This is a genomic window from Pararobbsia silviterrae (assembly GCF_003628125.1).
Classification (GTDB): Bacteria; Pseudomonadota; Gammaproteobacteria; order Burkholderiales; family Burkholderiaceae; genus Pararobbsia; species Pararobbsia silviterrae.
The window spans coordinates 685,672-699,393 of sequence record NZ_RBZU01000001.1 but is presented as its reverse complement, the minus strand read 5'-3'; the positions used below and the strand labels follow the sequence as shown (position 1 = coordinate 699,393).

General features: G+C 66.9%; 11 protein-coding genes. 7 read left to right on the top strand and 4 right to left on the bottom strand.

The genetic code is table 11. The features are described 5' to 3' along the window. Positions 1–27: 27 nt before the first annotated feature. From rsmA to D7S86_RS03195, 4 genes are all read right to left on the bottom strand, one after another. Positions 28–843: a 16S rRNA (adenine(1518)-N(6)/adenine(1519)-N(6))-dimethyltransferase RsmA gene (rsmA, locus tag D7S86_RS03210; protein ID WP_121083351.1), complete on the bottom strand. Its 816-nt coding sequence runs from the start codon at positions 841–843 to the stop codon at positions 28–30. Positions 844–850: 7 nt separating this feature from the next. Continuing rightward, positions 851–1,942, bottom strand: a complete 1,092-nt coding sequence (pdxA, locus tag D7S86_RS03205; RefSeq protein WP_121084255.1) for a 4-hydroxythreonine-4-phosphate dehydrogenase PdxA — start codon at positions 1,940–1,942, stop codon at positions 851–853. A gap of 41 nt (positions 1,943–1,983) precedes the next feature. After that, positions 1,984–3,372, bottom strand: coding sequence for a peptidylprolyl isomerase (locus D7S86_RS03200; protein ID WP_121083349.1), 1,389 nt, complete (start codon positions 3,370–3,372; stop codon positions 1,984–1,986). 118 nt (positions 3,373–3,490) lie between these two features. Then, the gene (locus D7S86_RS03195) at positions 3,491–5,854 is read right to left on the bottom strand and encodes an LPS-assembly protein LptD (RefSeq protein WP_121084253.1); all 2,364 of its coding nucleotides are present in this window, start codon (positions 5,852–5,854) and stop codon (positions 3,491–3,493) included. Positions 5,855–6,087: 233 nt separating this feature from the next. Between D7S86_RS03195 and D7S86_RS03190 the strand changes: the two genes are divergently transcribed. From D7S86_RS03190 to purH, 7 genes are all read left to right on the top strand, one after another. Continuing rightward, positions 6,088–7,158 carry an aminoglycoside phosphotransferase family protein gene (locus D7S86_RS03190; protein WP_121083347.1) on the top strand — a complete coding sequence of 357 codons (1,071 nt, stop codon included), beginning with the start codon at positions 6,088–6,090 and terminating at the stop codon, positions 7,156–7,158. A 9-nt stretch (positions 7,159–7,167) separates the two neighbouring features. Beyond that, positions 7,168–7,887: an N-acetylmuramate alpha-1-phosphate uridylyltransferase MurU gene (gene murU, locus D7S86_RS03185; protein WP_240647967.1), complete on the top strand. Its 720-nt coding sequence runs from the start codon at positions 7,168–7,170 to the stop codon at positions 7,885–7,887. A gap of 25 nt (positions 7,888–7,912) precedes the next feature. Beyond that, positions 7,913–9,325 carry an aminopeptidase P N-terminal domain-containing protein gene (locus tag D7S86_RS03180; RefSeq protein ID WP_121084251.1) on the top strand — a complete coding sequence of 471 codons (1,413 nt, stop codon included), beginning with the start codon at positions 7,913–7,915 and terminating at the stop codon, positions 9,323–9,325. Then, positions 9,322–10,551 carry a UbiH/UbiF/VisC/COQ6 family ubiquinone biosynthesis hydroxylase gene (locus D7S86_RS03175; RefSeq protein WP_121083343.1) on the top strand — a complete coding sequence of 410 codons (1,230 nt, stop codon included), beginning with the start codon at positions 9,322–9,324 and terminating at the stop codon, positions 10,549–10,551. The genes D7S86_RS03180 and D7S86_RS03175 overlap by 4 nt, the downstream gene beginning before the upstream one ends. Before the next feature lie 190 nt (positions 10,552–10,741). Continuing rightward, positions 10,742–11,815: a tRNA dihydrouridine synthase DusB gene (gene dusB, locus D7S86_RS03170; protein WP_121083341.1), complete on the top strand. Its 1,074-nt coding sequence runs from the start codon at positions 10,742–10,744 to the stop codon at positions 11,813–11,815. Next, entirely contained in the window at positions 11,812–12,045 is a 234-nt protein-coding gene (locus D7S86_RS03165) for a Fis family transcriptional regulator (RefSeq protein WP_121083339.1), read from the top strand. Before dusB ends, D7S86_RS03165 begins: the two co-directional genes overlap by 4 nt. Positions 12,046–12,100: 55 nt before the next feature. Next, on the top strand, positions 12,101–13,678 hold the full coding sequence (gene purH, locus D7S86_RS03160) for a bifunctional phosphoribosylaminoimidazolecarboxamide formyltransferase/IMP cyclohydrolase (protein ID WP_121083337.1): 1,578 nt from the start codon (positions 12,101–12,103) through the stop codon (positions 13,676–13,678). Positions 13,679–13,722 lie beyond the last annotated feature (44 nt).

Below are 13,722 nucleotides of genomic sequence, written 5' to 3'. Positions count from 1 at the left end.
GCGACGACGGGATCGGGTGTCGCGTGCTTAGCCGGCGCGCGGTGTCAGCGTCTGTGCGACGCGCACATATTCTTCGACGGGCACGTCTTCGGCGCGTCGCTGGAGGTCGAACCCCAGCGCATCGAAATCGACGCGCTCGCGATAGTCGCCGAGCGTATTGCGCAGCATCTTGCGCCGCTGACTGAACGCGGCCGTCACGAGCTCGCCGAGCACGCGCGCGTCGACATCGGCCAGCTCGTCGGCGGTCCGCGGGATCATCCGCACGATCGCCGAGTTCACCTTCGGCGGCGGCTCGAACGACTCGGGCGGCACGTCGAACAGCTTGTCCATCCAGTACCGGTACTGAAGCATGACCGAGAGGCGGCTGAAGGCCTTCGTACCCGGCGTGGCGACCATCCGCTCGACGACCTCGTCCTGCAGCATGAAATGCTGATCGATGACGACGTCGGCAAACGTCGTCAGATGGAACAGCAGCGGGCTCGAAATGTTGTACGGCAGATTGCCGACGATACGCAGATTGCGCGGGCCCGGCGCGCCGGGCACGTCGGCGAGCGGACGAAAATCGAAATCGAGCGCGTCGCCCGCGTGGAGCACGAGCTTGTCGCCGAACGTGCGCGTGAGGCGTCCGATCAGATCGCGATCGAGTTCGACCGCATGCATCTGTTCGAGGCGCGCCGCGAGCGGTGTCGTCAAGGCGCCGAGACCCGGACCGATCTCGACGATGCGGTCGCGCGGCTGCGGATTGATCGCCGAGACGATCGAATCGATGATGCCGTGATCGACGAGGAAGTTCTGGCCGAATCGCTTGCGCGCGACGTGGCCCTGATGGGAGGTCTGCTTCATGGAACGCCTAGGTCGAAAGCGGCGGCTGGGGAATCGCGGGATGCCCGGCGTCGGCTTGCGCGCGATGCCGCGCCATCGTGACGGCTGTATCGATCGCCGCGAGCAGGCTCCCGGCGTCGGCGCGCCCCGTGCCGGCAAGATCGAGCGCCGTGCCGTGATCGACCGACGTGCGCACGATCGGCAGCCCGAGCGTCACATTGATGCCTTCGCCGAAGGTCGCGTACTTGAGCACGGGCAGGCCCTGATCGTGGAACATCGCGAGCACGCAGTCCGCATCGCGCAGGTAACGCGGCTGGAACAGCGTGTCGGCCGGATACGGCCCCCGCGCGTCGATGCCCGCCGCGCGCGCGCGGTCGAGCGCCGGCGAAATGACGTCGATTTCTTCGCGTCCAAGGTAGCCGTTCTCGCCCGCGTGCGGGTTCAGACCCGTGACGAGGATCCGCGGCGACGCGAGACCGAAAGCGGACCGCAAATCGTGATCGATGATGCGTAAGGTCTCGACGAGACTCTCGATCGTCAGGGCCGCGGACACGTCGCGCAACGGCAGATGCGTCGTCGCGAGCGCGACGCGCAACGGCCGCTCGCCCGTGCCGGCAAGCATCATGACCACGCGCGGCGTGCGCGTGCGCTCGGCGAGATATTCGGTGTGCCCCGTAAACGGGACGCCCGCGTCGTTGATCGTGCTCTTCTGGAGCGGCGCCGTGACGAGCGCCGCGTATCGGCCTTCGAGCGCGCCGTCGATCGCGGCATCGAGCAGGCCGAGCACATAGCGCCCGTTGGCCGCGTCGAGGCGCCCGGCGACCGAGGGCGCCGCCAGCGCGCGATGCTCGACGCTCACGTCGTCGCGCGCGACGATCGCGCGCCAGTCGATGCCGACACGCGCCGCGCGTTGCGCGAGCAGATCCGCATCGCCGATGACGACGATCTGTACGCCGGGCCAGCGCGACGCGCCAGCCTCGCCCGCTTGCGTGGACGGTGCATCCGCGTGCATCGACAACGCCTGGGCAAGCGCCTGCGCGGTCAGCTCGGGACCGACCCCGGCGGGTTCGCCGGTCGTGATTGCGATCCGCAACGGGGTTGCGCTTCGAGGTCCGTTCACGGCGTCATGCTCGCGACAAAGGGTCAAACAGCACGCCAGGCTTACTTCGATGCCTGGAGCGGGTCCGTCTCGTAGCGGACGTACGAGCTGTCGCGCAGTTCGCGCAGCCAGTCCGAGTACGCCTGTTCGCTCTTGCGCTGGCCGAGTGCCTGGCGCGCGAGATCTTGCTGCTGCTGGACGTTGACGTCCGCGTCGCGGCGTCCGAGCACCTGGATCAGGTGATAGCCGTATTCCGTGCGGATCGGGTCGCTGATTTCGCCGACCTTCAACGCATTCATCGCGCGCTCGAACTCGGGCACGGTCTCGCCGGGGCTGACCCAGCCGAGATCGCCGCCCTGCTGCGCCGAACCGTCCTGCGAATACGTACGCGCATACGTGCCGAAATCGCCATTGCCCGCCTGCAGTTTCGCCTTGATGTCGACGAGCTGCTGACGCGCCGCGGGCTCGGACGTGCTGCCGCCGACCCGGATCAGGATGTGCTCGACGTGCGTCTGCTGCATCTTCGGCGCGTCGGCGCCCGAGTTCTGCGCGGGACGGCGATCGACGAGCTTCACGATGTAAAGCTTGTCCTCGCCCTTGATGATCGACGCATCGACCTGGCCGGGGCGCAGGTCCGACGTCGCTGCGGCGACCGCGGGCGGCAGCAGCGTCGGCGACTTGAAGCCGAGGTCGCCGTTCGTCTTGGCGGCGTCGCTCGCTTGCGAATACTGCGCGGCGAGCTTGCCGAAGTCGGCCTTCGGATCGACGGCCTGCTGGAGGACGATCTGGGCCTTGGCCTGAACGGCCGCGAGTTCGGTGGCCGACAAGGTCTGCGGCGCATTGAATTCGATGACCTGCGCATCGATATCGTTCTGCGGCGCGCCGGGACCGCGCTGGCTCGCGAGATAGGCGGCGACTTCGGTATCCGAGACCTGAATCTTGCTGTCGACTTCGCGCTGACGCAGACGCGAAAGGATCAGCTCGTTCTTCGCATCGCGCTGAAACGTCGACCAGGGCACCCCTTCCGCGGTCAGCCGGTCGCGGTACTGATCGAGCGTCATCTGGTTCTGCGCCGCGAGCCGCGCGAGCGTGCGCTGGACCATGTCGTCGTCGACGACGATGCCGTCGTCCTCGGCTTTCTCGAGCTGGATGCGTTCGAGCACCATCTGGTCGAGCACCTGGCGCTTGAGTTCCGTTTCGGGCGGCATCGGCGAATTCTGCTTCTTGAGCCGGTTCATGATCAGGTTCGTGCGATCGTCGAGTTCACGCTGCGTGATCACGCCGTTGTTGACGACGGCCGCGACGCGATCGATCGATTGGACGCCGTTGGCACCGCCCGACAGGGCTTGCGCGCGCGCGGGCTCGGAAGTCATCCAGGCGGCGGCGAGCGCCAGCAGGGGAACGGCCAGCGCGACCGACAAGCGCGAACCCGTGGGTTTGACGATTTTCATGATTCCCAACAGACACTCCGTTTAAATTCTGCTGCGAAGCGCGCCGCGTGCCACGGCCGCGCGTACAGGGTTGCACTTCCGATTGCCCGGCCGGCGACGTGGGCCGGCATCGATGGCCTTACTCATAATTCGTGAAACGCGACTGGGCCGGCGGCAACGCCGGCGTTTCCTGGTAACCCGGCACGCTCGCGCGGAACTGGGCAACCAAACCGTTATCGATCTTCGAAAAGCCCTTGAGTTCCAGTTGCGCGAGCACCCGCGTGCCGGTGCCCGGCACGCCGCTCGTTTCGACCCCGTTTGCATAGCGCTGGAACGCAAGACCGAGCGTCCAGCAATCGGCGTCATATTGGAGCCCGATGAGCCCGTCGACGACGCGGTGCTCGTTCAGATCGAAATTGATGCGACCGACGCCGTAGAGCCGGTGCGTCAACGGCCACTGCGCGGACGTCACGAACTGGTTGATCGGCGTGTCGGTCGTCGAGGCCGTCGTCCGCGTATAGCGGTACGACATATTGATGACCTCGCGCTCGCCGGGGCTCCACGCAAAACCGAGGTCCGAGCGAAGCAGCTGCTCGGTGCTCGGATTATATTGGAACGCCAGACCCGTCGCGAACGTCGGCCCGAGCTTGAACTGCGTGCCGAGCAGCAAGTCCGAGTGGTTCGCCGTGTCGGGCGTCTCGTCGGGCAGCAGCGTGACGCGCTGCTGCGTGAAGTAATACTGCTGCGCGATCGTGAAGCGCGCGCGTTCGTCGCCCGAACCCGCGTCGATGAAACGCGTCGTGATGCCGACCGTGAGCTTGTTCGCGTCGGCGACACGGTCGTCGCCGACGAACGTGTTCTCGGTGAAGATTTCCGCGAGGCCGAAGTCGGACTGCGCCGTATCGAACAGCGGCTGGAAGTTCTGATTCCGATACGGCGTATAGACGTAGAACGCGCGCGGCTCGAGCGTCTGGATGAAATCCATGCCGAACAGCCGGATGCTGCGCTCGAAGACGAGCCCCGAATCGAGGCTGAACGTCGGCGTGAACGAACTCGGGTCCTTCGTCTGCCCGGCCGGCGATGTCGACGCGAGATAGTCGAGGTTGTACGCGACCGCATGCGCCTCGATCTTCGGGATCACGAAGTACCCCGGCCCCATCAGCGAATACTTGAGGTAGGGGTCGAAGTAGAACCGGTCGCCCTGCGTCATGTCGTCGGTCGTCACGCGGAAGCGCGACGCATCCGCTTCGAACCCATAGTCGAAGCCGTCGACGTCGTACTTGTCGTACTTGATGTTCAACTGCGGCTCGCGGCCGTACGGCGCCGTCGAGGGCGGCAGCGTCTGCCAGTGCTGCACGCGCGCGAGAATCGACCAGTCGCCCTTGTTGTACGTGAGCCCGGCTTCCTGCTGATACAGCACCTGCGTGCCGTTCGCGTAGACGTCGGGCGCAGCGAGGTCCTCGGGGTACTGATCGTCCGAGACCTTGTTGTAGATCGCGTAGAAGTTCAGGCCGTCGGCGAGTTGCTGGGTGTGCTTGAACTCGATCGCGTACCGGTCGGTCTTCGTCTCGAGGTCGTGCGGCAGATCGGCGACCGTGAGCTCGCCCGAATACGTCGGGCCGAGATAGCGATAGTCGGCGGTCAGTTGCGCGCCGCGCTGGGTCATGAGCCGCGGCGTCAGCGTCAGATCGCGGTCCGGCGCGATGTTGAAATAGTAAGGCTGCGAATAGTCGAAGCCCGTCGTCGAACTGATCGACACCGTCGGCGGCAGCAGGCCCGACTGACGATCTCCGTTGAGCGGGAACGTCATGTACGGCGTCGCGAAGATCGGCATGTGCTCGAAAAACAGCACGCCGTTGTGCGCGATCCCCTGATTCGTGCCCGAGTCGAGGTCGACCTGCGTGGCCGACACGTACCACGACGGGTCGTCGACGCACTGACACGCCGTGTACGTGCCGTGATCGATGACCGTGCGGTCGGGGTCGAGCAGATTGACCTGGCTCGCGTGACCGTTGCCGCCCGTCGAATTGAAGCGATACGTCGGCGTCAGCATGAACCCTTCGTTCGCCTCGACCTTCAGATGCGCCTCGGGTCCGATGAACGTGTTGCCGTTGTTGACGAGATGCACCGTGCCGTACGCGTCGGCGCGATCGGTGTCCTCGTCGTAGTGAAGCCGGTCGCCCTTGATGACGGTCAGCGTGCTGCGGACCTCGGCGTTGCCCGTGAGCGCGATGTCTTGATCGACGGTACCCGCCGCATGATCGGCAATCGCGAAACGCGCGGACTTCTGATCGGGCGGCGGCGTGGATTCCTCGAGCTGCGGCGCGAGCTTGAGTCCCCACTGATCGTCGAGCGAGGTCGCCTGGGCCGCCCGGCCGACGAGTTGTGCATGAGCGAAATGCGGCGCCCAGCCCGCGGATGCGACGATCGCCGCGAACAGCGGCGTGGCGCGCAACGGGGAGCGGCGGCGGAAATTCGTTCGACGGGTCTGTCTCGGCGGCATGAACGCAATGGTCAAGCGGTCCCGCGCTGTGCTCGGTTGCCCCGCATGGCGGCACCGGCCGGAAAGCCTTCCGTGGCGGCCCTCGGGCGGAAGCGAAGCAAGCTTGCGCGGGTCGCGCATAAAAAGTCGTGGGGTATTATATGGCAAGACGTTTTACGGGCGACCGCATCCTAAATTACGCGCCGCTCCTTTGCCCGCATTCTTTCCCGCGCCGAGCGCACGCCCTGAATTCGATGGTTGCTTCCGATCCCCGACTCGACCAGCTCCGCGCCTGGCTGGCCGGTCTCGCCACGCCGCGCGGCCTGCAGATTTCCACGTTGACGCCGGTCTCGGCCGATGCGAGCGCGCGACGCTATTTCCGGCTCTCGGTCGATGCGCCGCACGCCGCACCCGCTCGTGCGGGCAGCGCCGGCGCGCCGGCATCGACCGTCATCGCCGTCGATGCCCCGCCCCCTGAAAAGTGCCGCGAGTTCGTACAGATCGCGGGCCTGCTGGCCGAAGCCGGCGTGCACGTGCCGAACGTGCTCGCTTACGACTTCGAGCACGGCTTCATGCTCGAATCCGATCTCGGCGGAACCGCGTATATCGACGTGCTCGATCCGGCGCGACCCGCGCAGGCGCTGCCGCTCATGCGCGACGCGCTGCGCGCGCTCGTGCAATGGCAGCGCGCGTCGAAACCGGGCGTGCTGCCCGCGTTCGACGACGCGTTCCTGCAGCGCGAGATGAATCTGTTTCCCGAGTGGTACCTCGAACGCCACCTCGGACACGACGCCGCGCGCCTCGCGCAGGACCGCGCGACGCTCGCGCCGATCTTCCGGCTGCTCGCCGACAGCGCGCTCGCGCAACCGCAGATCTACATGCTGCGCGATTTCATGCCGCGCAACCTCATGGTCGGCGAGCCGAATCCGGGTGTGATCGATTTCCAGGACGCCGTCGAAGGGCCGATTACCTACGATGTCGCGTCGCTGCTGCGCGATGCGTTCATCAGCTGGGACGAGGAATTCGAACTCGATTGCTTCGTCTGGTACTGGGAGCAGGCCAAGAAAGCCGGCCTGCCGGTGCGCGAGGATTTCGGCGAGTTCTATCGCGAACTCGAATGGATGGGGCTCCAGCGCCACCTGAAGATCCTCGGCCTGTTCGCGCGCCTGACCTATCGCGACCACAAGCCGCGCTATCTCGCGGACATCCCGCGGTTCATCGCCTATGCGCGCAAGGTCGCGGTCCGGTACCGGCCGCTCGCGCCGCTCGCGCGACTGCTCGACGAGATCGAGGGCACGTCGGCGCAGGTCGGCTATACGTTCTGAGCGCCGCCGATGACTTCGATTGCGATGATTTTCGCCGCGGGCCGCGGCGAGCGCATGCGTCCGCTGACGGACGCATGCCCGAAGCCGCTGCTTGAAGCGGGCGGCAAACCATTGATCGTCTGGCAGATCGAAAGCCTCGCCCGCGCGGGGTTCACGACGATCGTGATCAATCACGCTTGGCTCGGCGAGCGCTTCGAGGCGGCGCTCGGCGACGGCTCGCGCTGGGGCGTCGCGCTGCGCTATTCGGCCGAGGGACAGGCGCTCGAAACGGCGGGCGGCATCGCGCATGCGCGGCCGTTGCTCGAAATCGACGGCGCGCCGACGACGTTCGTCGCGATCGCGGGCGATCTCTATACCGAGTTCGACTACGCGACGCTGCGCGCGCACGCCGAGCGGCTCGCGCGCGCGAGCGAGCCCGGCATGCACCTCGTCATGGTGCCGAATCCGCCGTTCCATCCGCGCGGCGATTTCGTGCTCGGCGACGACGGCGTGCTGAGCCTCGACGACGCGCGGCCGCGGCTCACGTTCGGCAGCATCGGCGTCTACGACACGCGGATGTTCCGCGCGATCGCGCCCGGCACCGCGCGCAAGCTCGCGCCCTATTTCGCCGAGACCGTCGCCGCGGGGCGCGCGAGCGCGCAGCGCTTCGACGGCGTCTGGTTCAACGTCGGCACGCCGGACGAACTCGCGAGGGTCGATGCGCATCTGCGCGCGACGCCGCGTCCATAACAGCCCCCGGCGCTACAATCTCGCCATGAATCTCGCGAACGAACCCTCCGCCGCCGGTCTCGCGCAGAGCGCGGCCGATGTCCATGCGGCGCGCCGCGCGCGCGTCCTCGATCATCTGTCGCACACGGCCGGCGTGGCCGTCATCGCGACCGCGCCGTCGGCGCTGCGCAATCAGGACGCCGAGTATCCGTACCGGCACGACAGCAGCTTCTACTATCTGAGCGGATTCGCGGAGCCCGAGGCCTGGCTCGTGCTTGACGGCACGACGCGCGAATCGACGCTGTTCTGCCGCGACAAGAACGTCGAGCGCGAGATCTGGGAAGGGTTCCGCTTCGGCCCCGACGCCGCGCGCGACGCGTTCGGCTTCTCGGCCGCCTATTCGATCGACGAGCTCGACGCGCGCATGCCCGACATCCTCGCGCACGCGGGCTCGGTGCATTACGCGCTCGGCAGTTCGGCGGAACTCGATGCGCGCGTGCGGCGATGGCTCGACGCGGTGCGCGCGAAGGCGCGCGTCGGTGTGGTCGCGCCCGCCAATGCGTGGGATCTGCGCGTGTTCGTCGACGAGATGCGCGTGCACAAGGACGACCACGAACTCGCGATCATGCGCAGGGCGGCCCGCATCTCGGCGGCGGCCCATCGGCGCGCGATGCAGGCGAGCCGGGCGGGCATCCGCGAATACGAACTCGAAGCCGAGCTGCTCTACGAATTCCGCCGTCAGGGTGCGCAGAGTCCGGCCTACGGGTCGATCGTCGCGAGCGGCGCCAATGCGTGCGTCCTCCACTATCCGGCCGGCGACACGATCGCGCGCGACGGCGATCTGATCCTCATCGATGCGGCCTGCGAACTCGACGGCTATGCGTCCGACATTACGCGGACGTTTCCGGCGAACGGGCGTTTCACGGGACCGCAGCGCGAACTCTATGCGATCGTGCTCGCCGCGCAGCAAGCGGCGATCGACGCCACGCGCGCGGGCGCGAGCTACGACGCGCCGCACGACGCGGCCGTGCGCGTGCTCGCGCAGGGCATGCTCGATACGAAGCTGCTCGATCGCGACGACGTCGGCCAACTCGACGACGTCATCGAAAAGAAGGCCTACCGGCGCTTCTACATGCACAGCACGAGCCATTGGATCGGCATGGACGTGCACGATGTCGGCGACTATTTCGAACCGCCGGCGACCGGGCCGCAGCACGCCGGCGCGGTCCTCGCGCAGGGCGGCGACGTGGCGCGCCCACGCCGCACGCTCGTGCCGCGCATGGCGTTGACGATCGAGCCGGGCCTCTACGTGCGCGCGGCTGACGACGTGCCCGCGGCGTTCCACGGCATCGGCATCCGGATCGAGGACGACGCGGTCGTGACGCCCGACGGCTGCGAATTGCTCACGCGCGACGTCCCGGTCGAGATCGACGCAATCGAACACTTGATGAAACGATGACATCCGCAACGCTTGACTGCGATATCGCCATTGTCGGCGCGGGGCCCGTCGGTCTCGCGCTCGCGGGCTGGCTCGCGCGCCGCGGCGCGACCGCGCCGTTGTCGGTCGCGCTGCTCGATGCGCGCGGCCCCGACGCCGCGCTCGACGATCCGCGCGCGCTCGCGCTCTCGCACGGCAGCCGCGTGTTGCTCGAACCGATCGGCTGGCCGCGCGAGGCGACGCCGATCGAGCGGATTCACGTCTCGCAACGCGGCACGTTCGGACGCGCGCTGATCGAGCACGACGAGCACGATGTGCCCGCGCTCGGCTATGTCGCGCGTTACGGCGCGCTCGTCGGCGCGCTCGCGCAGGGCGTCGGACGCCTCGGCGTCGAGGTCACGCGCGCGAACGCGACGGCATCGGAACAGACGCGCGACGGCGTCGCGTTGACGCTCGACACAAACGGCGCGCGCACGACCTTGCATGCGCGCGTGCTGGTCAATGCCGAAGGCGGGCTCTATCGCGCGAGCGCGTCCGACGCATCCGAGGCATCCGACGCGCCGCGCACGCCCCAACGCATGGACGACCGCGCCCAGCGGCAACGCGACTACGGCCAGACGGCCCTGGTCGGCGTCGTGACAGTGTCCGCGCCGCGGCGTCATACGGCATGGGAACGTTTTACCGAGGGCGGCCCGCTCGCGCTGCTGCCGCTCGATACGAGCGCCGATCCCGCGCGCTGCGCGTACGCGCTCGTCTGGTGCAGCGAGCCCGCCGAAGCGCAGCGCCGCCTCGCGCTCGACGATGCCGCGTTCCTCGCCGAACTCGGCGACGCATTCGGCACGCGCATGGGCACGTTCACGTCGATCGCGCGGCGCGCGGCGTTCCCGCTCGGATTGACCGCGCTCGCGGACCCCGTCGACGGCCGCATCGTCGCGATCGGCAACGCGGCGCAGACCTTGCACCCGGTCGCGGGCCAAGGCCTGAACCTCGGCCTGCGCGATGCGCACGTCCTCGTCGACAGCCTCGCGCAACACGGCCCGACTCCCGAAGCATTGCGCGACTTCAGCGCGCGGCGCGGCATCGATCGACGCCTGACGATCGGCCTCACCGACACGATGGCGCGCATCTTCACGGTCGATCTCGGTCCGTTCAGCGCATTGCGCGGATGCGCGCTCGCGGCGCTCGATCTGGTCCCCGCGGCGAAGACGGCGCTCGCGCGCCACATGATGTTCGGGCAGCGCCGCTAGCACGCGGCGCACGCTCTCGCGCCGCACGCTCACCGCACGCGCGCCGCGTTCCGGCACGCTGCGGCGCACCGTTATTTCAGACCGTCACAGATTTAACATCCTTCTGTTCGAAGGCGGTTTTGTTTGCCTGTAAAATACGCATTTTTCCACGCCGCCCGAGCCCTCGACGAGGATCTCGCGCGCTTCCGCCATGCGTTCGATCGGCCGTCACACCCTGCGCAACAACCTGTTCGTCGCCCCGATGGCCGGCGTGACCGACCGTCCTTTCCGCCAGCTTTGCAAGTCGCTCGGCGCCGGCTATGCGGTGTCGGAGATGGTGGCGTCGAACGCGCAGCTCTGGAAGAGCGAGAAGACGATGCGGCGCGCGAATCACGCGGGCGAGGTCGAGCCGATCGCCGTGCAGATCGCGGGGGCGGACCCCGCGATGATGGCCGAAGCCGCGCGCTACAACGTCGACAACGGCGCGCAGATCATCGATATCAACATGGGCTGTCCGGCCAAGAAGGTCTGCAATGTCGCCGCGGGATCGGCGCTGCTGCAGAACGAAGGTCTGGTCCGGCAGATCGTCGAGGCCGTCGTCGGCGCCGTCGGCACGGGCCCGGATGCCGTGCCCGTGACGCTCAAGATCCGTACCGGCTGGAACCCCGAGAACCGCAACGCGCTGACGATCGCGCGCATCGCGCAGGAAGCCGGCATTTCGATGCTCACCGTGCACGGCCGCACGCGCGCGGACCTCTATCACGGGGCGGCCGAGTACGCGACGATCGCGGCGGTCAAGCGCGCGGTGTCGATCCCGGTCGTCGCGAACGGCGACATCACGTCGCCGCAGAAAGCGAAATACGTACTCGAACAAACGGGCGCCGATGCGCTGATGATCGGCCGCGCGGCGCAGGGGCGTCCGTGGCTGTTTCGCGAGATCGAGCATTTTCTGGCGCACGGCGAGCTCCTGCCGCCGCCTCGCATCGACGAAATCCGAGAGGTCATGAATCATCACCTCGAGGATCACTACGCGTTTTACGGTGAATTTACGGGCGTCAGAACGGCGCGCAAGCATATCGGCTGGTACACTCGCGGCCTTTCCGGCGCACAGGGTTTCCGTCACCGGATGAATACGCTGGATTCCACCCGCGAGCAGCTTGCCGCCGTCAACGCGTTCTTCGACGAGCAAGCCGAGTTTTCCGACCGGCTCGTCTATGTCGACGACGGCGACGGCAACGACGACTCGGACGGCGGCCCCGATCATCTCGACCGACTAGCAGCATGAGCAAGAACAACATCGAACAATCCGTGCGCGACAGCCTCGGCATGTATTTCCAGGACCTCGACGGGTCCCGTCCGCACGACATCTACGAGATGGTCATTTCGATCGTCGAGAAGCCGATGCTCGAACTCGTGCTCGAACATGCGAACGGCAACCAGTCGCTCGCCGCCGAATATCTCGGCATCAATCGCAACACCTTGCGCAAGAAGCTCCAGCAGCACGGCCTGCTGTGACCCGGCTCGCGCGCCGGCCGCCCTCACCGCCCTCACTTTTGCCTCCCCAATTGACATGATCAAGCAAGCGCTCATTTCCGTTTCCGACAAGTCGGGCATCGTCGACTTCGCCAAGTCCCTGTCCGCGCTCGGCGTGTCGCTGCTGTCGACGGGCGGTACCGCGAAGCTGCTCGCCGACGCGGGCCTCAAGGTGACCGAGGTCGCCGACTACACGGGCTTCCCCGAGATGCTCGACGGCCGCGTGAAAACGCTGCATCCGAAAGTGCACGGCGGCATCCTCGCGCGACGCGATCTGCCCGAGCACATGGCCAAGCTCGAAGAACACGGCATCCCGACGATCGATCTCATGGTCGTGAATCTGTACCCGTTCCGCGAGACGGTCGCGAAAGACGATTGCACGCTCGAGGACGCGATCGAGAACATCGATATCGGCGGCCCGACGATGCTGCGTTCGGCCGCGAAGAATCATCGCGACGTGACGGTCATCGTGGATCCGGCCGACTATGCGGTCGTGCTCGACGAAATGCGCGCGAACGGCAACACGGTCGGCTACGCGACGAACTTCCGTCTCGCGACGAAGGTGTTCAAGCACACGGCGCAATATGACGGCGCGATCACGAACTACCTGACGAGCCTCGGCGACGATCTTTCGCACCAGAACCGCAATCCGTATCCGGCCACGCTGAATCTCGCGTTCGAGAAAGTCCAGGATCTGCGCTACGGCGAGAACCCGCATCAGAAGGCCGCGTTCTATCGCGACATCGTCGTGCCGTCGGGCTCGCTCGCGAACTACGCGCAGCTCCAGGGCAAGGAACTCTCGTACAACAACATCGCCGACGCCGATGCAGCCTGGGAATGCGTGAAGACGTTCCACGGCCCCGCATGCGTGATCATCAAGCACGCGAACCCGTGCGGCGTCGCGCTCGGCGCGCACGCGCTCGAAGCCTACGAGAAGGCGTTCAAGACGGATCCGACGTCGGCGTTCGGCGGCATCATCGCGTTCAATGTCGAGGTCGACGAAGCGGCCGCGCAGGCCGTCGCGAAGCAGTTCGTCGAAGTGCTGCTCGCGCCGTCGTTCACCGAGGGCGCGAAGGCTGTGTTCGCGGCGAAGCAGAACGTGCGTCTGCTCGAAATCCCGCTGACGGCGGCCGATCGCGACGTTCACAATCCGTTCGATTTCAAGCGTGTCGGCGGCGGTCTGCTCGTGCAATCGGCCGATGCGAAGAACGTTCAGAAGAGCGAGCTGCGCGTCGTCACGAAGCGTCATCCGACGCCGAAGGAAATGGAAGATCTGCTCTTCGCGTGGCGCGTCGCGAAGTTCGTCAAGTCGAACGCGATCGTGTTCTGCGCGAGCGGCATGACGCTCGGCGTCGGCGCGGGCCAGATGAGCCGCGTCGACTCGGCGCGCATCGCGGGCATCAAGGCGACGAACGCGGGGCTTTCGCTCAACGGATCGGCAGTGGCCTCGGATGCGTTCTTCCCGTTCCGCGACGGCCTCGACGTCGTCGTGAACGCGGGCGCGACGTGCGTGATCCAGCCCGGCGGTTCGGTCCGCGACGACGAAGTCATCGCCGCGGCCGACGAGCACAACATCGCGATGGTGTTGACGGGTACGCGTCACTTCCGTCATTGATCGCGCGTCGCTGACGTCCACGCCCTCAACGGGAGCCGCCGACC

What these genes read in the sequence shown, in the direction of transcription:
- D7S86_RS03180 (WP_121084251.1), top strand. Translation starts at nt 7,913, where the DNA reads ATGAATCTCGCGAACGAACCCTCCGCCGCCGGTCTCGCGCAGAGCGCG.
- D7S86_RS03175 (WP_121083343.1), top strand. Translation starts at nt 9,322, where the DNA reads ATGACATCCGCAACGCTTGACTGCGATATCGCCATTGTCGGCGCGGGG.
- purH (WP_121083337.1), top strand. Translation starts at nt 12,101, where the DNA reads ATGATCAAGCAAGCGCTCATTTCCGTTTCCGACAAGTCGGGCATCGTC.
- D7S86_RS03200 (WP_121083349.1), bottom strand. Translation starts at nt 3,372, where the DNA reads ATGAAAATCGTCAAACCCACGGGTTCGCGCTTGTCGGTCGCGCTGGCC.
- murU (WP_240647967.1), top strand. Translation starts at nt 7,168, where the DNA reads ATGACTTCGATTGCGATGATTTTCGCCGCGGGCCGCGGCGAGCGCATG.
- dusB (WP_121083341.1), top strand. Translation starts at nt 10,742, where the DNA reads ATGCGTTCGATCGGCCGTCACACCCTGCGCAACAACCTGTTCGTCGCC.
- D7S86_RS03190 (WP_121083347.1), top strand. Translation starts at nt 6,088, where the DNA reads ATGGTTGCTTCCGATCCCCGACTCGACCAGCTCCGCGCCTGGCTGGCC.
- rsmA (WP_121083351.1), bottom strand. Translation starts at nt 843, where the DNA reads ATGAAGCAGACCTCCCATCAGGGCCACGTCGCGCGCAAGCGATTCGGC.
- D7S86_RS03165 (WP_121083339.1), top strand. Translation starts at nt 11,812, where the DNA reads ATGAGCAAGAACAACATCGAACAATCCGTGCGCGACAGCCTCGGCATG.
- D7S86_RS03195 (WP_121084253.1), bottom strand. Translation starts at nt 5,854, where the DNA reads ATGCCGCCGAGACAGACCCGTCGAACGAATTTCCGCCGCCGCTCCCCG.